Here is a 20,681-nt window from a genome sequence, read left to right on the forward strand (position 1 = left end):
TCTTAAATTGTTAGTAATTCTTTCACCACTCAATAATTCCCTGCTCCCAGCTTCAGGCTTCCAGCCTTCAAAGCAGAAAATCAAAAACTCTTTCCTCAAAAAATACTACATTTGTGAAAATCACAAAACCATGCACCAGGAAGCTCTACTGAAGGAAATCCGGAGAAAAATAGGAGAAAGATCTTTAAATGATGAGATCGCCAACATCCTTAATATCAGCTATGATGCGGCCCACAGAAGAACTTCCATGAAAGCGAAGTTCAGTTTTGAGGAAGCCCTGGAACTTGCCAGATATTATCAGATCTCACTGGATCAGTTTCTGGGAACAGAAAATCAATTAGTAGTCAAGAGAACACAGCCTGTAAAAACTACCGAGGACCTTTTAAATTATTTTGAAAACTCTTTGAAAATTCTGAATGTTTTCCAGAATATCACCCATTCTCAGGTATTTTATTCGGCAAAAGACATCCCTTTTTTCTATACCATTTCAGATTCTATTTTGTCCCGTTTCAAGTTTTACGTCTGGATGAATTTACTGAACCAGGATAAGTTCTTAAGTCCGTTTCATGAATTTACGATGAAATACCATTCTGTAAAAAATGAAATGCTGAAAGATCTTTATGACAAACAAAATGTAACCGAAATCTGGAATGACACTACTATTATGAGCGCCCTAAGACAGATTTCGTTTTATTATGAAATGGGATTACTGAAGAAAAATGATGCAGAACTTATCCTTGATGATCTGAGGAAATTATTGGAAGGACTTGAAATAAAAACACTGGAAAAAACTAATTTCCAGATATATGTAAATGATTTAGTAATTTTAAACAACAGTATTTTATTCAAAAATGAAGAACAGTGTTCCTTTTTTGTTCCTTTCAGCATGTTCGGATATATGATGACCAATGATAAAATCACCTGTGAAGATTCTCTGAGCTATTTTGAACATCAGATCAAAAACTCAAAATCATTAAATGAATCCGGAAACCGTGAAAGGAAAATATTTTTTAATAAGATGTATGAACAGATTGAACAGTTAAAACAGAATTTATTATGAACAGTCTTCGTAAAGGCGAATATTTCGGAGAAACCAATCAAATGATCAACCTGGAAGGATTGACCATTACCGATACGGAATATACCCATCCTTATGTAGACTGGCATTATCATGAAAACGCTTATTTTACCTTCCTGCTTCAGGGTAATATGACGGAAGGAAACCGGAAAGAAACCTATGGCTGTTCTGCCGGAACATTATTATATCATCATTGGGAAGATCCACACTATAATATTAAACCGGATATCTTTACAAGAGGCTTTCACATTGAAATCACTCAGGATTGGCTTGATCGGTTTGATATTCAGAAAAATAAAGCTGAGGGAAGCTTTAGCATAAAAAATCCAGCCTTAAAGTTATTGGTTTATCAGCTATTCAAAGAAACCAAAATGAATAACAACTCTTTGGAAGCCAACGTCAATCAGCTGTTATTACATCTTTTCGGCGAACTGACCTGCGAAAAGGAAAACAAAGAAAGAAAACCTGTATGGGTAGGTCAGATCAATGAAATTCTGCATGAAAGTATTACCGAAAAACTTACCCTTAGCGGAATTTCCAAGACTCTGAACATCCACCCTGTTCATTTAAGCAGAGATTTTCATAAATATTTCCATTGCAATCTGGGGGAATACCTCCGGAAAATAAAAGTCAGTCAATCCATGAAACTTCTCACCACCCCTTCTTCTTTAACAGATATTGCTTTGGAATGCGGTTTTGCAGATCAGAGTCATTTTACCAGATGTTTTAAAGAAAACATAGGAATCACTCCTTTGAAATACAGGAATCTTCTGAGAAACCATTAAAATCTTCCCAGGCAAAGTCACCATTCACGATTTGGATACATCATTCCCCGATTCGGCTACATTTTCCCATCTGTAAGTTTTCATCTTTGTACCATCATTTAAACAAAAAAATATTTAAAAATGGAAACAAAAAAAGTATGGTTCGTGACAGGAGCTTCAAAAGGCTTAGGATTCGAGTTGGTAAAAAAATTACTGTCCGAAGGATTTCAGGTTGCTGCTACAAGCCGTACCGTTGAATCCCTGATCGCTACAATCGGAGAAACTTCAGAAAACTTCCTTCCTCTCAGCGTCAATATTACAGATAACAACGATATCAAATCTGCTATTGCCAAAACAGTAGAATATTTCGGACAGATCGATGTGATTGTTAACAATGCCGGGTACGGACAGATCGGAACGCTTGAGGAACTTACCGATGAAGAAGCCAGAGAAAATTATGCTGTGAATGTCTTCGGAACATTAAATGTAATCAGAAATGCAATGCCATATCTTCGTGAGCAGAGATCAGGAAACATCTTCAACATTTCATCGGTCGGCGGATATTCAGGAAACTTTCCGGGTTGGGGGATTTACTGTTCCACAAAATTTGCCGTTGCAGGATTTACAGAAGCACTGGCTGAAGAAGTAAAAGACTTCGGTGTTCATGCTACCGTTGTTTATCCCGGATATTTCCGTACAGATTTCTTAAATAAAGATTCTGTAAAAACCCCTGCCAATCCTATCCAGGCTTATGAAGCAGCAAGAACTTCAGAGCAGGCTCATCTTAATGAGATCAATGGAAACCAGCCGAATGATCCCGCAAAAGCAGCTGATGTTCTGATTCAGATCAGTAAGGAGAAAAATCCTCCGGTACATTTATTATTGGGTGTAGGAACGATGGAATTTCTGAACAATAAGATTGATATTTTAAAGAAAGATGCTGAGAAATGGGAAAATCTGACGGTTTCAACCGCAATCTAACTTTACGATGATATCCTTCGGCTCTGTTTTGATTAAGCAGAGCCGAAGACTTTCATACATAATGCATTAAACTTTTTACAAAAACAACTAAATTAGCTATATGAAACAGCCTGTTCGTTTTAATTCTATTTCAGATTTTCATGCTTTCTGCGGACTTCCGAATCCTGAGCATCCGCTGATCAGCCTGATAGATTACAGCAAGGTCCGCTATGTTGTGGAAAATGAAGAACTGAAATGGATTCAGAATTTTTACTCTATTGGTCTGAAAAAAAACGTCAGTCCGAAATTCAATTACGGACAGCAGCAGTATGATTTCGATTCGGGAGTACTTTGTTTTGTATCTCCACAGCAGTATTTAAGCCTGGAGATTGATCCGGATGTTGAAGTTGAACCCACCGGTTACTTACTGTTGATCCATCCTGATTTTCTGTGGAATACCTCGTTGACAAAGAAAATAAAATCCTACGACTTCTTCAGTTATCAGGTGAAGGAAGCCCTTTTTCTTTCAGATAAAGAAGAGATCGTCATTGTTGATATCCTCAAAAATATCGAACGGGAATACATGGCTAATATCGATAAATTCACGCAGGATCTGATTGTTGCCCAGATTGAATTATTGTTGATTTATTCGGACCGCTTTTATGAAAGACAGTTTTTTACCCGAAAAAAATCGAGTCATGAACTGCTGTATAAATTTGAAGACATTCTCTCCCAATACTTTGAAAACGGAAATCTTCTTGAAAACGGTATTCCATCAGTGAAATGTATCGCCGAGGAGATGAATATTTCGCCTAATTATCTTGGGACACTGCTTCGTCTTCATACCCAGCAAAACACGCAGCAGCATATTCAGAATAAATTAATAGATCTTGCTAAAGAACGTCTGAGCACAACGGGTCTGTCTGTGAGTGAAATTGCTTATGAGCTGGGATTTGAGCATCCGCAGTCTTTCAGTAAACTTTTTAAACAAAAAACGAATCAGTCACCAGGAGAATTCAGGAAGCTTTTCAATTAACTATCATTTTGAAGTGTATTATCCATAGTAATGTTAATTTCATTCTATTTTAACCTAAAGAAGTTTATTATTTTTGTTTAAATACTTCTTTGAGATGAAACCATTTCTATTATTGATCTTTATTTTTATATTTTGTCTTTACCAGGGGCAAAACAGTAATATTGTCAATCCTGAAAAAATTGAAAATCTCCTCCAGAAAAAATATTCCGGAAAAATTGTTTTTCTCAATAAAACCATCTCCCTGGAAAACCTGAAAGATACGGATATTGTTACGTCCTCTGTATTTCAGGAAAATGATGATCTGGGTATCTACGCTTTTTTCAACAATTCACTTGTTAATGATCTTCATCAGCTTGAACCCAGCTGGACTGTAGATGAGTTGTTGAAAAACGGCAATTACCAGTTTTCATTCTATGTTGACGGAAAACTGATCTACACAGAAAATCTTAACACTGGAGCTGGTACTCCGGAAAATAAAAAGTTCAAAACAGCATTACGGATCCCTCTTATCAGCAGTAAGAATGAAGACTCATGGGGCAGATATTTATGGATGCGTTTTTACATGGCTCATGACGGAATCGACGCGCTGACTGCAGGAAATCACATTTTAAAACTTGAAATCCGTCCTTATCTGAAGGCTACCCACATCAAAACAGGACCCGCCATTGCAGAAGGACAGATCAACCTTACTGTTCCTTCCCAAAACATTCCTGAAAAACAGATGGCTGTTCAGTCTATCCTGCCCAACAGTGGCTGGAAGATTTCCAAAGAAAAAATCAATACCGAAGTCATCAGGATCCTGAATAGGAAAATTGCCGAAAAAAGATTTAAAGATCTTACCGGAATTGTGATGATAAAAGACGGAAAACTGCTTCTGGAAGAATATTTTAACGGTTCAGGAAGAGATTCTTTACAGGATACAAGATCAGTAGGCAAGTCTTTTTCTTCAGCTTTGACAGGAATAGCGATCAAAGATGGATTTCTAAAAAACGAAAATCAACAGTTAAAAGAGTTTTATGATTTAAAACAGTTTAAAAATTACTCTGCTCAAAAAGACAATGTCACTATAAAGAGCTTACTGACAATGAGCTCGGGTTTTGAAGGAAATGATGATGATCCTGAATCTCCCGGAAATGAAGAAAATATGTACCCGACCGAAAACTGGGTAAAGTTTGCCTTGGATCTGCCAATGACTGAGAGTGAAGCAGGAAAAAGGTGGAATTATTTTACAGCCGGAGTCGTGGTAACCGGAGATATTCTGGATAAAACAGTTCCTGAAGGTTTAAAAAATTATGCAGACAAAAAGTTGTTTCAGTCTCTTGGAATCATCCGTTATCAATGGCAATTCACTCCTCAGCAAAAACCTTCGCTGGCAGGAGGATTACGGATGAGAGCGCTTGATTTTGCCAAGTTTGGGCAGCTGTATAAAAATAATGGAATCTGGAATGAAAAGACTATTCTGGATAAAGAGTGGGTTAAGAAGTCGTTCACCAATTATTTTACAGATCATTCTGATTTTGAGGGCTACGGATATTTATTCTGGAGAAAAGTTTACACTGCAGGAAATAGAAGCTTTGAAGCATTTCAATCCAGCGGAAATGGCGGAAATAAAATCATTATGTTTACTGAGATTCCGGTTGTGATTGTGATTACAGCCAGGGCATATAACAAACCTTATGCTCATCAGCAAGCCGATAAAATAGTACAGGAATATCTTTTACCCGCCTTAAAGATGAGTAATGAATAATCAGTAATGAAATGAATAATGAGAAAAGTGAGAAAGAATAGCTTATTGCAAAACTATTCGTCTTTCTTCGAAGGAATCAGAAAAACATCAATAAGACCTTCAGGAAGTTCCATTTTGATGATTCTTTCTTCTCTGTCAACTTCAAGAATCCAGTCTTTGATCATAGGAATAACCACTTCTTTTCCATCCAGATTTGTAATGAAATATACCTGTGCTGTCTGATCGTTTACGGATCTGATCACACCACAGTTATTATCATTTTGGTCAAAAATTTCAAATCCGATAATTTCGTGATAGTAGAACTGTTTTCCTGAAAGCTTTGGAAGCGTAGCAAGCGGAAGGTAAACGCTTTTACCCAACACTTGGTCTACCATGGCTTCAGAAGAGTTTTTGAATGCAAGATTCAGAGCATCAAGCTTGCTCCATGATGATTTTTCAATAAAAAAAGGAACCAATAATCCGTTGATTTCAACGAATATTGATTCCAATTTATTGTAAAGCTCGGGTTGATCGGTATCCAGTTTAAGGATTACGTTACCCGCAAGTCCATGTCTGCGTGTGATTTTTCCTAAAAAATAGCAATCTTCTTTACGCATAACAGGGTTTGTTCTTAAGCTTCAGTGTTTTCTTCAGTTTCAGCAGCAGGAGCTTCTCCTTCTGTAGCTTCAGCAACTTCTTCAGCAGGTGCGTTTGCAGCTTCTTCAGCAGCTTTAGCATCAGCTTCAGCTTGTGCAGCAGCAACTACTCTAGCTTCGTTTACTTTTACTTCAGCTTCTAAAGCAGCTTTCTTAGCATCAGCTTTAGCAGTAGCTAAACCATCTACTTTACCTTGAACTTTAGCATCTTTAGCTTCTACCCAAGCATTGAATCTTTTTTCAGCTTCAGCTTCGTCAAAAGCACCTTTAGCTACACCACCTTGTAAGTGTTTTTTGTAAAGAGCACCTTTGTAAGATAGAATAGCTCTAGCAGTATCAGTAGGCTGAGCACCGTTGTTTAACCACTTTACAGCAGAATCAACGTTCAATTCGATAGTTGCCGGATTAGTAATTGGGTTGTAAGTTCCTAGTTTTTCGATGAATCTACCATCTCTTCTAGCTCTAGAATCTGCAACCACGATGTGGAAAAAAGGTTTTCCTTTTTTACCGTGTCTTTGTAATCTGATTTTTACTGACATAATGTTTGAATTTTACGGGAACTCGTCCCAGTTAAATATTTAAGAGTGCAAAGATACACAAAAATTCTAATTGAACAATTAATAAGTATAACAATATTTAATTTGTTTTCAAACCATTGTTACATTGGTAAATTTTCAGATTGTTACATTAAAAATATTATACAGCTCCCATGTAAAACAATCCAAGACATTTCTGGTTTTCTTCAATAGTCAGAGCATCTTTCAAGTGATCTACAATTTTGGGAGAACTCCAGTAACATCCGATATTGTTGGCCGTACAGGTAAGATACATATTCTGAACAGCCATTGAGGTAGCCGCTATTTCTTCCCATTCAGGAACCATTCCGCTGAAATTGACAACAATGGAAACCAGTACATCAGCTTTATTGATTTTGAAACCGATATCATTATATTTTTTTTCCAGAAAAAGCTGTTCAGGCTGGGTTGCTTTATAGATTGCCTGCATTTCTGCAGCCAGCTTAGCTTTTTCTTCTCCTTTGAATATTTTAAAACGCCATGGCTTGGTACGTTTATGGTTAGGAGCCAGCGTGGCAGCTTGTAAAATTTCCGCCAAAATTTCCTGTGGAATTTCTGTGTCAGTATAATCTTTAGGGAAAATACTTTTTCTCTCCTCTATGATTTCTTTTAAAATGGTTGCTTTATTCATACCTGCAAATTTACAACATGGAACTCAATCTTTCTCATTTAAAACGTTAAGGATTTACAGCCAGTTTACGATTTTTATACGCCTGATAATTGCTTATGATAAATGTTGCTGCGATGATCAAAGCAATCAGAATACTCAGCCATTTTTCATAGACCTCGCCTTTTGCAGGATTCAGCATAAACAACGCAATAAAACTTATGGAATATACTACCCCGGCAATAACCCATCTGTTACCAGGATCAGGATATTCCCTCACCGTACTTGCTTCATTGTAATTAAAAAGAGGAAGCAGTTTATGTTGATCCCAAATAACCAATATCAGTACAGCAATCATCATTAAGGAGGTGATTATCCAGGTCCCTGTAAAAGAAAGACTGAGGGTAATCACCCAGATATTACTCAATATAGCCAGAAACATTAGTGCTCCAAGTGTTGCAAAGCGTTGTGTCATCAGTAAAATTCCCGCCGTCACCTGTGCCAGTCCTAAAAAATTCCAATAAAATCCGGATTGATATAAAGCTTCAAAAAAATATCCGATCGGGTTATCGGTTGAAATTCTGGTAAACCTTTCTCCTATAAGCTTTATTAAACCCGATGGAAAAAAAGCAGATCCTACAAGATAACGAAGATGAATAATGACCCACTGGTTAATTCTGCCTGTTCTTAATTTTTCAAATTCCATAGTATAGTATTTTGCATAGCAAGGTACTAAATAAAAATAAAACTTCAAATATAAACCTGAAGTTAATCCTTATAAAGATGAATAACTATTCGTGGAAAAAGAGATACTGCTGAATCTCTTTTAAAGTACCTCTACAATTTTCTGATGGATTTTATTTAAAGTAAACTCATCTCCGGGTTTCATTCCCATCATTTTTTTGGCCATAGGACTTTCAGGAGAAATAGCATAAAACCGGTCTCCTTCAAAAAAGAATTCTCCCAATGACACTGAAATATAAAACCTGGCCTTGTTGGTAATAACCAATGAACCCAGCTGTACCCTTTCTGTAGCTGTATTCAGGACTTTTGCCATATTTCTTTTAAGATCATTCAAAGCACCCAGCTGACGCTGCATCTGATAAATCTCCTCCTGCATCTCTTCTCTCATGCTGTCATATTTAGGAGTTTTTTTGATGTCACGGCTGGCCTCCAGGGTAAATTCGATAAAATTTTTCAATTTTTCAATTTTCTCTGCGATGGTAGTTTTCACAAAGTCTCTGATATCACTTTTTTCAAATACAATCTTCTCCATACAATCGATTCTTTATATAAAGATAATATTTTTAGAATAATATTTCAATGACTTAGCATAAAATAACTCTTCTTCTCAATCAACGGGATTAATAAAAAAGAATTATACTAAAAAAGCCCTGTAGATTTTACAGGGCTTTCATTTTATTTTTCAGCAAGTTTCTTCAGATCACCCAGACCCTGGCTAAACATTTTGTCCATATTACCGTTCATCAGAGGTTTCATAATCTTCATCATAGGCGTCAGCTCATTATCAATCATCCAGGTCACTCTGGTACCGCTTCCTTCACGAGCCATAACGAAATTGGCCTTCATATCTCCTTCAAAAGGTTTTATAAAGTGAAGTTTTGTAGCCATTTTCTGATTGGGAACCAGCTCCGTAATAGCCTGCTCTCCTTCTCCTACATTTTTATCTCCTTTCCAATGATAGGAATCCCCTACTTTATCCCCGTTTCCTGAATAGGTAATGACAATGTTTTTATCAGCCTTGGAAAAAGGATCCCACTGATTGTATCCTTTTAATGTGCCTACATAAGGCCATATTTTATCCTGCGGTGCATTGATAACAACAGATTTTTCATAGTGGTAATCTTTACTGAAAGCCAGTACAGCAATTACAGCATATATAAGAATCAGCACAATGATGATACCAATAATTTTTAAGAGTGTTTTCATAGTCTATATATTTAAGGTTATATTATTTAATGATGATTTTAAATCTGTTCCCAAAATTAAATATTCACACATCACTCCTTCTTTCCATATGACAAGATTATTTAAAGATAAGGTATTTTTGTCATAACTTGTCAGTAAGGCATTATTTTTGAGCATTTCAGCTGTGATTCCCCGTGAATCATTAAATTTACTTTATAATAAAAATCGAAAAATGAATATTTTAACAGAACAATTTAACACTCCATATCATTCGGCTCCGTTCAGTGACATTAAAAATGAAAATTATCTTCCGGCATTTAAAGAGCTGATCCAAAAATCTGAAGCAGAAATCGATGCTATTGTCAACAATCCTGAAACACCCACTTTTGAAAATGTTATTGAAGCATTAGCCTATTCGGGGGAACAGCTGGATGTGGTTTCGAATATTTTTTTCAATTTAAACTCAGCAGAAACAAGTGACGAGATTCAGCAGATCGCCCAGGAAGTTTCGCCGATCTTAACAGAATATTCTTCAAAAATATCTCAAAACGAAGCCCTTTTCAACAAAATCAAAAAAGTATATGATGAAAAGGAAAAATATAACCTCAATGAAGAGCAACAAATGCTTTTGAATGAAACCTACAAAGGGTTTGTAAGAAGCGGAGCTTTACTGAATGAGGAAGACAAAGAAAAATTAAAGAAAATCAGCATGGATCTTTCTTTAAAGTCTTTACAGTTTGGGCAGAATGTACTGGCTTCTACGAATGCTTATTTTAAACATATCACCAATAAAGAAGATCTTGCAGGAATCCCCGGGGCTATCATTGATCAGTATGCTGAGGAAGCTAAAGAAAGAGATCTTGAAGGCTGGGTAGTGACACTACAATATCCAAGCTATATCCCCTTCATGACCTATGCAGAAAACCGTGAACTGAGAAAGGAACTGGCGCTTGCCAACGGTAAAAAATCTTTTGATGGTGGTGAATTTGATAACCAGAACCTGATCAAGGAACTGCTTGATCTGAAACAGCAGAAAGCCGAGCTTTTAGGATATAAAAACTATGCTGACTACGTTTTGGAAGAAAGAATGGCTAAGTCTCCGGTAAAAGTTTTTGATTTTTTGAATGAGCTTTTAACCAAAGCAAAACCATATGCGGATAAAGAAATTGAAGAATTAAAGTCTTTAGCCAAAGCTGACGGAATCGAAGACATGCAAAGCTACGATCACGCCTACTATGCAGAAAAGCTTCGTAAGGCAAAATTTGATCTTAATGATGAAGAACTGAAGCCATATTTCCCGTTAAACCAGGTACAGGATGCCGTATTCGGACTGGCAGGAGAACTTTTTGGGCTGACTTTCGAGGAAAGAAACGATATTCCGAAATACCACGAGGATGTAAAAGTATATGAAGTAAAAGAGAACGGAAATTATAAATCACTGTTATATGTTGATTATTTCCCACGAAAAGGGAAAAGAGCCGGCGCATGGATGACCAGCTATAAAAATCAGTATAAGCAAAATGGTGAAAATTCGCGTCCGCATATCTCAATTGTCTGCAACTTCAGCAAACCGACAAAAGATACACCCAGCTTACTTACTTTCCAGGAGGTGACTACTCTATTCCACGAGTTTGGGCATGCACTTCACGGGATGATGGCAGATACTCAATATCCTACGCTGTCAGGAACTTCTGTGAAATGGGACTTTGTAGAACTTCCATCACAGTTTCTGGAAAACTTCTGCTATGAGCCGGAATTCTTAAAAACGTTTGCAAAACATTATAAGACCGGAGAAGTACTTCCAGACGAGAAGATTGAAAAAATCGAGCAGTCTAAAAACTTCATGGAAGGCTACCAGACGCTAAGACAGCTAGGCTTTGGGTTTCTGGATATGAACTATCATACTAAAGTTAAAGAATTGGAAAATGAAAGCATTAAGGAGTTCGAAGATAAATACACCAAAGCAACAAGCCTTTATCCTTCTAATTCAGAAACAGCTATGAGTCCGAGTTTTTCACACATCTTCCAGGGAGGATATTCTGCAGGTTATTATTCTTACAAATGGGCGGAAGTTCTGGATGCTGATGCTTTCCAATATTTCAAGGAAAACGGAATCTTCAATCCTGAAATCGCAGCCAAATATAAAGTATTGCTTTCTTCAGGCGGAACCAAAGATCCAATGGAATTATATAAAGCGTTCAGAGGCAGTGAGCCCAAAGTGGAGAGTTTATTGAAAAGAGCGTTCGGGTAGAATACAGGTTCAATGATGACAGAAAAAATCAATAAGCTGGAAGTCATTTTTAATGATTCCTTAAAAACAGCTCTTATCAGTATTACTCCCGAAAAGATTGATGAAATACTTGATAACAGAGATTCAGCTGAGTTTTCAGAGGCATGGATGAAAGCCTATCACACCATTGAAGAAAAGTCTGCTGGTGAGGAAACGGAAGATAAAATCAGTGATATCAGAAAGGAGATTTTTATATCAATCTTCAGAACTACAGGTTCTTCTGAGTTACCTGCTTATATTTCTGATGATTTTGGATTAATCTGCTCTTACTATATCCATCAGATTGAAAACAATTGGGTAACCAATTTATTTTTCACTTATCTTCATCATCAGATCCCTCATGGTGAGCTGATGAAAACGGATAAAACAATGGAAGAACTGATTCAGTAAATCAAAAAGATAAGTACAAAAGAACAGCAATTGCTGTTCTTTTTTGTTGATGATCATACATCCCATATCTTAAAAATTGATAAATTAGTCGTTTGAGTAACCTTAACAAATCCAAGACTATATCAACAGTCAGCCAGAACAGAAACGCAATGACATGCAGGAACTCCACCGCATCATCCTCGGACTTATGCCGAAGTGTCGGCTGTGGTTTCTTGATGGTAAAAACAGTGAAAATAAAACCGTTTCCAATCCCAATATCGGATATGGATTCTACACCATACAATATACTGATGGAAAAACCAAAGATTTTTATCAGATCGGAATGAGTGCCAATACTTCCGGAATCTCAATATACATTATGAATATCAATGATAAAACCTATTTATCTCAAACTTATGGTGAAAAATTAGGTAAAGCCAGCGTAACCGGATATTGCATTAAATTCAAAGCGTTGAAAGATATCAACATTGAAATCCTGAAAGCGGCAATAAAGGATGATCTTAAACAATATATTTCCGAATAAAAATATCTTTTAACTTTGTCTTTATGACCATAATCACCCAGCTTTATACAACCTTAGATGAACGCAGACGTCCAGAAGATGTTGCAGAAATGATCGTTGATGTTTTGAAAAGCGATCTGAAAATTCAGGAACATGCTATTTTAACTAAAGCAGCCAACCTTTCGCTGAATAAAAATTTCTATGGATATACCTCGATGCTGGAAACTTTTGGAACAGCCATCGGAGCAGGAAAGCAGATCAAAAAAGCGACTGAGATTTTTAAAATCAATGAAAAAGAAAATTCAGGGTATAACAATGTAGATGAAATTGAAGCTTTTCTAAAAGAAGTGTCCCCGATTATTCACAAAAATATAGGACAAAATGATTTCAGAAGTGATCGCCTTAACAGAGATCTGAGGAAGTTGGCCGGACTGGATATTTCCAAGCGGAATTACAATAAAAAATGGAGATTGCTTAAACGGATTGAGATCAGACTCCAGAAATTTATTCAAGAATCAAAAAAAATTGAGTTTCAGAAAATGGCCAAGCACGGTCTTTCTCACACGATCAGTTTTGAAGATTTTTCCGGTGATCTGAATACAGCCTGCTTTATCGCTTACTTCAATGCGCGCAGCAATCTGAGAAGCACCTTTACCAATCAAAGCCAGGACAGACCTTTCGATGAAATATGTGAGATGCTTTTCAGCCGATGCAAACAAAATCCGTCAGAAACAAACTGGTCAGCTATTTCCTATATCTATTCCTCTAAAGAAGTTTTACAGCATTTGACAGATGAACAGAAAGGGAATTTATTAGGAAGATGGACTGTTATTCTTGAAGAAATTTCAGAATTTCTGGAAACACTTTGGAATGAAAATGATATCTACCGGAAAACCATGGCTGTCAAAAAAGGGAATGATTCCACCACCTGGAATAATACCGCCGGAGCCTGGAATAAAGCCAGAGATAACTGGATGAATTTGATTTATGCCTTAGGGCTCGATTCTGTTCTTGATGATCTTTGCTTTGGGAAAGTGATGCGTCTGATGGCTGCTGATGTTATTGCATGGCACTTGTCTTCCGGTGGTAAGATTGATCCCAACACAGAAGTATGGAATAATGTACCTTTGCCGTGGGAAGTTTTTCAGGAAAAAGTTTTCTGTAATAAGGAAACCATTGTCAATGCTTGTAAAAAAGCTGGCTTAGATCCTGAAAAGTCAGGATGGATTGCACCCCGTACTCATGGAGTAAGCCCATTCAGGCCCACTCCTGAACTGGTGCATGGTGTAACGGTTTCAAATCCTTTTTTAGCAAAGGTTTTAAAACAGAATAAATATTTTTCAGGAAAAATCTGAAAAAAATAAAGGATAGGTTAGCTCAGTGGCAGAGCACCCGGCTCTTCACCCGGGTTGACGCAGGTTCGAGCCCTGCACCTATCCTGATATCTGATATAGCTCAGTGGCAGAGCACCCGGCTCTTGGACCGGGAGGACACAGGTTCGAGCCCTGTTATCAGACCTAATTAATACAACGAAAGATGGTAAATGAATGTTCTACCAGTAGAAATTTAATTGGTATAGCAAAGAAAACATCCATTCTCTAATTTTTAATAATGAACAGGATAACACTAAGATTAGAAAACGTAAAAAAACTTCAGGCTAAAAGATGGGAAAATGAAGATCACTGGGATGCTTTGAACGATCTGCTGGTCAGAGAGCTGGAAGAAATTCTTCTTATTGAGCCTGAAAATACTTCAGCTTTAATCAATATGGGTGCTGTTTATTCTGATATGGGTGAGAATGAAAAAGCTCTGGAGTACTTAAAGACGGCATTAAGTCTGGGTTCTAAAGACAAAAACCTGTTTATCAACCTTTCCATTGTGCTTGTTTATATGGGAAAACATCAGGAAGAGTATCTGGAATACCTTGAAGAAGCCGAGGATAAAACGGAAGATCCTCTTACTTTTAAAGCCTATTTTGATCCTCAATCGCGTTAAAAAATCAGTTCAATTAAAACTTAAATCATGTTACTGGCTATCTTACTTCCCTTCTTATCTTTTATTGTCCGTGGAAAAATTTTTACAGGAATTATCTGTCTGATTTTACAGATCACTCTGATCGGCTGGCTCCCTGCCGCAATATGGGCTGTGCTTTCTTTACAAAATGAAAGAGCTGATAAGCGAACCGACAAATTGATTAAAGCCATGAGGCAAAACAAAAAATAACTTTTCAACACCTAAACTTCTGATTGTAAAATATTTACGCAATTTATTTTATCATTTTTTAATTTCTGATTTGTAAATTTTTCAAAAAAAATTTGCGAAACCGAAAAGTTGCGCATATATTTGCAACCATATGGTTTCATTTAAAAATCATTGTTTATGAGAAGAGATATTTTTCAGGCTATAGCTGATCCCACACGCCGGGCCATCATTGCGCTGATCGCTGTACAGGCAATGACACCCAATGCCATTGCAGAGCATTTTGACACCACAAGACAGGCTGTTTCAAAGCATCTGAAAATCCTGACGGAGTGCGAACTGGTAACTCAAAATCACCAGGGAAGAGAAATTTATTACCTGTTAGAAATTGATAAAATGAAGGAAATAGATCATTGGCTGGAACAGTTCAGAAAGATCTGGGAAAGCCGTTTCGAGCAGCTTGACACTTTACTGGCAACACTTAAAAGCCAGCAGAAATAAAATTTAACCCCATAAAAACCAAAGGTTTTTCAACATTTTAATCCAGAACAAACTATAAAAATACTATTATGAAACATCATCTTCAGTTCGATTTTCTTGCAGACAAGGAAAAGAACACCCTGACTATCAGACGTGAATTTATGGCCCGCCGACCACTGGTTTGGGACTGCTATACAAAGAGCGAACTTCTTGACCGCTGGTTTGCCCCGAAACCACTGACCACCAAAACAAAATCAATGGAATTCCGTGAAGGAGGACATTGGCATTATGCTATGGTAGAACCCAATGGAACAGAGTATTGGGGCTGGGTAAGCTATCATAAGATCAATCCTATTGATTCCTATACTTCAAGCGATGCTTTCTGTAACGAAAAAGGAGAGATCAACACCACTCTTCCTCAGGCAGAATGGACGGTAACTTTCACAGATAAAAATGAAAATACTCTTGTAGAAACCATTGTGAGCTACCAATCTTTGACTGATCTGGAAACCATTATCGAAATGGGTATGGAGCAGGGAATGATAGCTACCCTGGAAAAACTTGACGAATTATTATTAACACTAAATCAATAAAAATGGGACACAAAATCACAGTCTCTGCGATCATCAATGCAGATGCACAAAAAGTATGGAACTATTACAACCAGCCGGAGCATATCATCCGGTGGAATTTCGCCGACCCTTCATGGCAGTGTCCTTCTGCTTCCAATGATATGAAAGTCGGAGGAAAATATGCCGCCAGAATGGAGGCAAAAGACGGAAGTTTCGGTTTTGACTTTGAAGCGGTTTATAATGAAATAAATGAGGGTAAAAGCTTTACATATACTATGCCTGACGGAAGACAGGTACATGTTGACTTTAAAGAAAATAACGGACAGACCCATGTGGATATAGCTTTCGACCCAGAAAACCAAAATCCTGAAGAAATGCAGAAAGGCGGCTGGCAGGCTATCCTTGATAATTTTAAAAAATATGCGGAAGCTAATTAAAAGTATTGCTATAAAGCTGGATGTTTTACATTCAGCTTTTTCTTTTCAGGTATCAGGAATCTCTGAACTCTGATATTGTTGTTGTAAATTTACATTTCAAAGCCTGAAATATCTGAGTTGAATATCAGAAAGAACATTTATCCATGTCAGGGTTTAAAACCTTGACATGGATAAATGATAAGCTAAATAAAAAGTCAAAATGACTTTAATTAAGAACCACAATTTTTTGAAGTTATGAAAGAAAATAAATACGACAATCCTGCATTTTTTGATCAGTATGAAAAAATGCTCCGTTCACAGATCGGATTGGAGGGCGCCGGAGAATGGCATGCATTGAAAAATATGCTGCCTGATTTTAAAGGAAAGAAAATTCTTGACCTCGGCTGCGGTTTTGGATGGCACTGCCGTTATGCAATGGAAAATGGTGCAGAATCCGTAATCGGAATTGATCTTTCGGAAAGAATGTTATCCAAAGCTAAAGAAATCAACAATATGGCAGGAATTCAATATGAAAGGAAAGCTTTGGAAGATGTTGATTATCCTGCTGAAAAATTTGATATTATATTGAGTTCGCTCACATTGCATTATGTAGAATCATTCGATAGCTTGATCCATAATATTTACCAATGGCTTACTCCCGGCGGGTCATTTATTTTCTCCGTAGAACATCCTGTTTTTACAGCAGAAGGAAGCCAGGACTGGATATATGATAAAAACGGAGAAAAAATCAGCTGGCCCGTGAACCGCTATTTTCTGGAAGGTAAAAGGAATACTACTTTTTTGGGAGAAAATGTTATCAAATACCATCGTACTTTAACATCATATTTAAATACTTTATTAAAAAATGGCTTCACAATCAAAGCGGTCACAGAACCTGAGCCCAGTCAGGAGATGCTGAAAGAAATTCCGGAAATGAAGGAAGAACTTCGCAGACCGATGATGCTGTTGATCTCCGTTGAAAAATAATTTGAAAAAGGTGCAAGGCAATAAACTTAAAACGATGTCAGTGTTTAAAATGTATATTTGTACCATCACAAATAACAGATTATGAAGCTTTTGACCTTTTTCTTCATTTTTATATCATTAAACCTTTCAGCCCAACAATACAGTAAAGAGCTTGATCATTACTTTACAGCCCTCACAGATCTGAAAAACTTTAACGGAAATGTAAAAGTTGCTAAAGACAATAAAGTTCTTCTTGACAAAACCTATAATATTTCTGGTGAAGACAAGGCATTACAGATCAATAAGAACAGTAAATTTATTATTGCTTCAGTTTCAAAAATATTTGTAAAATATGGAATACTGAAACTGGTTGAACAAGGAAAACTTAAACTGTCAGATCACCTTAATCAATACATTCCTGATTTTCCAAACGGAGAAAAAATTTCTATTGAAAATCTGTTATTTCATCAGTCCGGACTTCCAAGAGAAATTAAAGATTACGAAAAGTATGATCACCTCAGCCTTGAAAAGACTATAGAGCTGTCAAAGCAGGAGTCTTTGCAGTTCAAACCTGGAACCCAGACCTTATATTCCAATGTGGGATATTTTATTCTGCACTATCTTATTGACAAATTGTCTGATAAGGGATACTGGCATTTTATCCGGGAAGAAATCATCCAAAAATACCATTTAAAAAATACAGGTGAGTTTAATTCTTCCCAATCATTGTCTGATTTCGCTTATGGATTTTCTGCTGAAGGTGGTAAAATTGTTCCTGTGCCCCAAACCAGCATCAACCGGTTTGAAACAGGAAATTATTTTTCGACCATTGATGATTTATACAACTTTAGCCAACAGCTTACTTCCGGAAAAAATATCAGGAAGGACCTTGCTCTTAAAATGTTCGGACAAAACAGCCAATTGATGCAGGCTGGAGGCAGACCAGGCTACAGGGTTTATTATTATCAGGATTTAAAATCGGGAATCACCTTCATTTTTACATCAAATTTCACAGATATTCCTTTTCAGAAAGTGACTGAAGATATCATTAACCTTTTGAATGGCCAGCCTTATCGTTTTCCTCAGAAGGTAAGCAGAAAAGCAATTGAAGTATCTGATGAAATTCTCAAACAATACACCGGAAAATTTGCCCTTGAAGCCGATCTGTCACAGGTTTTTACTGTTATTCTGGAAAATCATTTCCTGTATATTCTTGATAAAGATGGGGAGAGAACCAAAATCTATCCGGAATCCCAGACCTCTTTTTTTGATAACCCAGAATCTGAGGATGGATATCAGTTTTTGAGTGATAAAGATCAGCAATACCGCTTAATGATCATTTCAACAGGTGTCAGATTAAATACAAAAAAAATACAGTAATTCATATCGATTTTTATAACATCACATTACAGTATTCCCGTGAACATCTATAATAGTATTCAGCAATTGTGAAATAACCCAATATTATTTTTTATCCATTTCCGGGAGAACATGATCCGGAACTTTAAACACTGAAAGAATGACCAGAATCAAACAGAGAATATTGATCAGTAATGTCACAGAAAAAGCTTTTTGATAATGCTGTACTGTAGGGTTTTCTCCGAGAAAATAATAAAAAATACTTCCCACAGCAACAATTCCAATGATGGCAGCGATCTGCTGAAACGTATTATATACTCCGGATGCATTTCCTATCAGCTTTTCAGGTATCCCGGATAAAGCAATATTGGCCAGCGTAGGAATGATTGAACCAACTCCCACCCCATGCAAAAACAGCAGCAGACAAAAAAAGAGAAAATCCGCCTGTTTCTCGAATAAGAACAGCTGAAGAACCAGAATCATAATGATAAAGACCAGCCCTGCGACCATGGCTTTTTTTCCATATTTTAAAATGAGCTGTACAGAAATAATGGATGACAGTATAAAACCCAATCCCTGAAATACTATAATCTCACCTGCTTTTAGCGGATTTATTTTTAATCCGTTCTGAAAAAAAACAGACAGAATATAAAAATAAGAATCCAGCATGATGAAAAAGAAAGAAACCGCCACAATTCCAAGATTAAAATTTTTATACCGGAATAATTTAAAATCAATCAGGTAAGAACGTTCATTTTTGATTCTTTTCTTTTGGTTTTTAATGAAAACCAGTATAATGATTACTGAAATCATCATCAATGAAACATTTTTGAAATGAATTCCTTCATGTTCAGACATGGTTAAAGCGTAGGCAGCACAAAACAATCCGGCAGAAAGCATTAAGACACCACTTATATTAAAAGACTGTTTCACCGGAATTTTGGATTCGTTCAGTACTTTCAGACTGAGAAAAATGGCTGGCAAACATACCGGAATATTCATCAGAAAGATAAGCCTCCAGGGTTCTTCCATTATTGTCAAGGAAGAAAAGTATCCACCTAGGAACTGTCCCAGAATAGTTCCTGTTCCAATGGTAATCCCATACCATCCCATCGCTTTCGTACGTTCACGATGATCTGGAAACAGGATCTGTATCATTGAAAGCACCTGTGGTGCCATCATGGCAGCACTTACCCCCTGAATAAACCTTGAAACAGCCAGCTGGCCCGCATCGGCAGAGATTCCACAAGCTGCTGAACTCAACATAAAAGCTGCCAATCCGATCATATAGATCTTCTTTCTCCCATACACATCCCCTAATCTGCCGCCGGTAATCAGACAAGAGGCAAATCCGATGAGATAGGCAGCAATCATAAACTGAATTTCCCCGTTATCGGCATGAAGATCCCTTTGGATAGAAGGAATGGAAACATTGATGATAAAAATATCCATAATTGTCAATAATTGCCCCAACAGTATCACCAATAATTTCAAATACTTATATTTCATTTTTATATAGATATATCTATTTTTAAATAATCAAAAAAATTAAGGCAATAATCCCTCAACAATTTTTTTTACCTGGTCAAAAGAATCATTTTGTCTTCTGATCGTGGAGGTAACCACAGCACCTTCTATTAATAAAAAGATATTTTCTGCTAACAAATCCGGGTCTGAAATCTGTTTTTGCATTCCATGTTCTTTTACAAGCGCTGTAATCAAATTCTTTTGCTTCTCTTTATGCTGTTGGGAAAAACCGGATATAGAAGGATTACTATCTCCTATTTCAGAAACAATTTTAATGAAATGGCATCCGGCAAACTTTGAAGTCTGCTGCAGTTTTTTCCTGTAATCAATAAGAGCTAAAAGTTTTTCTTTCGGATCTGAGATTTTGGATGTACTGTTTTCAAATCCTTCAAACCAATTGTTTTCCTCTTTGATCAAATAAGCCTGCAGGAGATCATTTTTGGAGGAAAAATGGTTGTAAAGCGAACCAATGGCTATATCAGCCTCTGCAATAATCTGATTGATTCCCGTAGAATTATAGCCTTGCCTGTAAAACAAATCTGAAGCAACCCTGATAATCCTTTCGCGTACTTTTTCTTTTTTCATCCTGAAAATTTTTACAAATCTAGTTAAAAAATAGATAAATCTATCTATTTTTTAATACAGATAA

24 protein-coding genes and 2 tRNA genes are annotated in these 20,681 nt (G+C 36.7%); 18 read left to right on the forward strand and 8 right to left on the reverse strand.

Translation table 11 applies throughout. The features are described 5' to 3' along the window. Positions 1-7: 7 nt before the first annotated feature. The 5 genes from CRS_RS15425 (at position 8) to CRS_RS15445 (ending at position 5,585) form a co-directional block, all read left to right on the forward strand. Positions 8-1,060, forward strand: a complete 1,053-nt coding sequence (locus CRS_RS15425; RefSeq protein ID WP_228451270.1) for a helix-turn-helix domain-containing protein — start codon at positions 8-10, stop codon at positions 1,058-1,060. Continuing rightward, on the forward strand, positions 1,057-1,863 hold the full coding sequence (locus CRS_RS15430; RefSeq protein WP_142724909.1) for an AraC family transcriptional regulator: 807 nt from the start codon (positions 1,057-1,059) through the stop codon (positions 1,861-1,863). The genes CRS_RS15425 and CRS_RS15430 overlap by 4 nt, the downstream gene beginning before the upstream one ends. Before the next feature lie 120 nt (positions 1,864-1,983). Next, positions 1,984-2,823 (forward strand): SDR family NAD(P)-dependent oxidoreductase, encoded by an 840-nt coding sequence (locus tag CRS_RS15435; protein WP_142724910.1) that lies wholly within the window; start codon positions 1,984-1,986, stop codon positions 2,821-2,823. Between the two features lie 100 nt (positions 2,824-2,923). Beyond that, positions 2,924-3,838, forward strand: a complete 915-nt coding sequence (locus CRS_RS15440) for an AraC family transcriptional regulator (protein WP_142724911.1) — start codon at positions 2,924-2,926, stop codon at positions 3,836-3,838. 94 nt (positions 3,839-3,932) lie between these two features. Further along, positions 3,933-5,585 carry a serine hydrolase gene (locus CRS_RS15445; protein WP_142724912.1) on the forward strand — a complete coding sequence of 551 codons (1,653 nt, stop codon included), beginning with the start codon at positions 3,933-3,935 and terminating at the stop codon, positions 5,583-5,585. Between the two features lie 53 nt (positions 5,586-5,638). Here CRS_RS15445 and rimM read toward each other — a convergent pair whose 3' ends face one another. The 6 genes from rimM to CRS_RS15475 form a co-directional block, all read right to left on the reverse strand. After that, a complete protein-coding gene (gene rimM, locus CRS_RS15450) occupies positions 5,639-6,181 on the reverse strand; it encodes a ribosome maturation factor RimM (protein WP_142724913.1) in 543 nt (180 codons plus the stop codon). Positions 6,182-6,195: 14 nt separating this feature from the next. Further along, positions 6,196-6,759 carry a 30S ribosomal protein S16 gene (locus CRS_RS15455; protein ID WP_142724914.1) on the reverse strand — a complete coding sequence of 188 codons (564 nt, stop codon included), beginning with the start codon at positions 6,757-6,759 and terminating at the stop codon, positions 6,196-6,198. A gap of 157 nt (positions 6,760-6,916) precedes the next feature. Further along, positions 6,917-7,426, reverse strand: a complete 510-nt coding sequence (locus CRS_RS15460; RefSeq protein ID WP_142724915.1) for a nitroreductase — start codon at positions 7,424-7,426, stop codon at positions 6,917-6,919. A gap of 46 nt (positions 7,427-7,472) precedes the next feature. Next, entirely contained in the window at positions 7,473-8,108 is a 636-nt protein-coding gene (locus tag CRS_RS15465) for a DoxX family membrane protein (protein ID WP_142724916.1), read from the reverse strand. A gap of 120 nt (positions 8,109-8,228) precedes the next feature. Further along, positions 8,229-8,678 carry a hypothetical protein gene (locus CRS_RS15470; protein WP_142724917.1) on the reverse strand — a complete coding sequence of 150 codons (450 nt, stop codon included), beginning with the start codon at positions 8,676-8,678 and terminating at the stop codon, positions 8,229-8,231. A gap of 143 nt (positions 8,679-8,821) precedes the next feature. Further along, positions 8,822-9,352 (reverse strand): SRPBCC family protein, encoded by a 531-nt coding sequence (locus CRS_RS15475; RefSeq protein ID WP_142724918.1) that lies wholly within the window; start codon positions 9,350-9,352, stop codon positions 8,822-8,824. A gap of 211 nt (positions 9,353-9,563) precedes the next feature. Between CRS_RS15475 and CRS_RS15480 the strand changes: the two genes are divergently transcribed. From CRS_RS15480 to CRS_RS15540, 13 genes are all read left to right on the forward strand, one after another. Further along, positions 9,564-11,582, forward strand: a complete 2,019-nt coding sequence (locus tag CRS_RS15480; RefSeq protein WP_142724919.1) for a M3 family metallopeptidase — start codon at positions 9,564-9,566, stop codon at positions 11,580-11,582. A gap of 12 nt (positions 11,583-11,594) precedes the next feature. Then, entirely contained in the window at positions 11,595-12,011 is a 417-nt protein-coding gene (locus CRS_RS15485; protein ID WP_142724920.1) for a hypothetical protein, read from the forward strand. A gap of 154 nt (positions 12,012-12,165) precedes the next feature. Continuing rightward, on the forward strand, positions 12,166-12,534 hold the full coding sequence (locus CRS_RS15490) for a DUF1801 domain-containing protein (protein WP_142724921.1): 369 nt from the start codon (positions 12,166-12,168) through the stop codon (positions 12,532-12,534). Positions 12,535-12,557: 23 nt separating this feature from the next. Continuing rightward, positions 12,558-13,868 (forward strand): hypothetical protein, encoded by a 1,311-nt coding sequence (locus CRS_RS15495; RefSeq protein WP_142724922.1) that lies wholly within the window; start codon positions 12,558-12,560, stop codon positions 13,866-13,868. 10 nt (positions 13,869-13,878) lie between these two features. Then, positions 13,879-13,953 (forward strand) — tRNA-Lys (locus CRS_RS15500). A gap of 4 nt (positions 13,954-13,957) precedes the next feature. Further along, a tRNA-Lys gene (locus CRS_RS15505) sits at positions 13,958-14,030 on the forward strand. Positions 14,031-14,124: 94 nt separating this feature from the next. Further along, the gene (locus tag CRS_RS15510; RefSeq protein WP_142724923.1) at positions 14,125-14,508 is read left to right on the forward strand and encodes a tetratricopeptide repeat protein; all 384 of its coding nucleotides are present in this window, start codon (positions 14,125-14,127) and stop codon (positions 14,506-14,508) included. A 27-nt stretch (positions 14,509-14,535) separates the two neighbouring features. Continuing rightward, entirely contained in the window at positions 14,536-14,736 is a 201-nt protein-coding gene (locus CRS_RS15515; protein ID WP_228451271.1) for a YqaE/Pmp3 family membrane protein, read from the forward strand. 156 nt (positions 14,737-14,892) lie between these two features. After that, positions 14,893-15,213 (forward strand): helix-turn-helix transcriptional regulator, encoded by a 321-nt coding sequence (locus CRS_RS15520; RefSeq protein ID WP_142724925.1) that lies wholly within the window; start codon positions 14,893-14,895, stop codon positions 15,211-15,213. Positions 15,214-15,281: 68 nt separating this feature from the next. Next, the gene (locus CRS_RS15525; protein ID WP_142724926.1) at positions 15,282-15,785 is read left to right on the forward strand and encodes an SRPBCC domain-containing protein; all 504 of its coding nucleotides are present in this window, start codon (positions 15,282-15,284) and stop codon (positions 15,783-15,785) included. Between the two features lie 2 nt (positions 15,786-15,787). Then, complete coding sequence (locus CRS_RS15530; protein WP_142724927.1) at positions 15,788-16,201, forward strand: SRPBCC family protein; 414 nt, start codon at positions 15,788-15,790, stop codon at positions 16,199-16,201. Between the two features lie 234 nt (positions 16,202-16,435). Next, positions 16,436-17,167: a bifunctional 2-polyprenyl-6-hydroxyphenol methylase/3-demethylubiquinol 3-O-methyltransferase UbiG gene (locus CRS_RS15535; RefSeq protein ID WP_142724928.1), complete on the forward strand. Its 732-nt coding sequence runs from the start codon at positions 16,436-16,438 to the stop codon at positions 17,165-17,167. A gap of 81 nt (positions 17,168-17,248) precedes the next feature. Then, complete coding sequence (locus tag CRS_RS15540; protein ID WP_142724930.1) at positions 17,249-18,526, forward strand: serine hydrolase; 1,278 nt, start codon at positions 17,249-17,251, stop codon at positions 18,524-18,526. Positions 18,527-18,610: 84 nt separating this feature from the next. Here CRS_RS15540 and CRS_RS15545 read toward each other — a convergent pair whose 3' ends face one another. Further along, the gene (locus CRS_RS15545; RefSeq protein ID WP_142724931.1) at positions 18,611-20,014 is read right to left on the reverse strand and encodes an MFS transporter; all 1,404 of its coding nucleotides are present in this window, start codon (positions 20,012-20,014) and stop codon (positions 18,611-18,613) included. A 39-nt stretch (positions 20,015-20,053) separates the two neighbouring features. Continuing rightward, the gene (locus tag CRS_RS15550; RefSeq protein WP_142724932.1) at positions 20,054-20,617 is read right to left on the reverse strand and encodes a TetR/AcrR family transcriptional regulator; all 564 of its coding nucleotides are present in this window, start codon (positions 20,615-20,617) and stop codon (positions 20,054-20,056) included. Positions 20,618-20,681 lie beyond the last annotated feature (64 nt).

Origin of the sequence: Chryseobacterium sp. ON_d1 (assembly GCF_006829085.1) — a bacterium.
Lineage (GTDB): Bacteria > Bacteroidota > Bacteroidia > Flavobacteriales > Weeksellaceae > Chryseobacterium.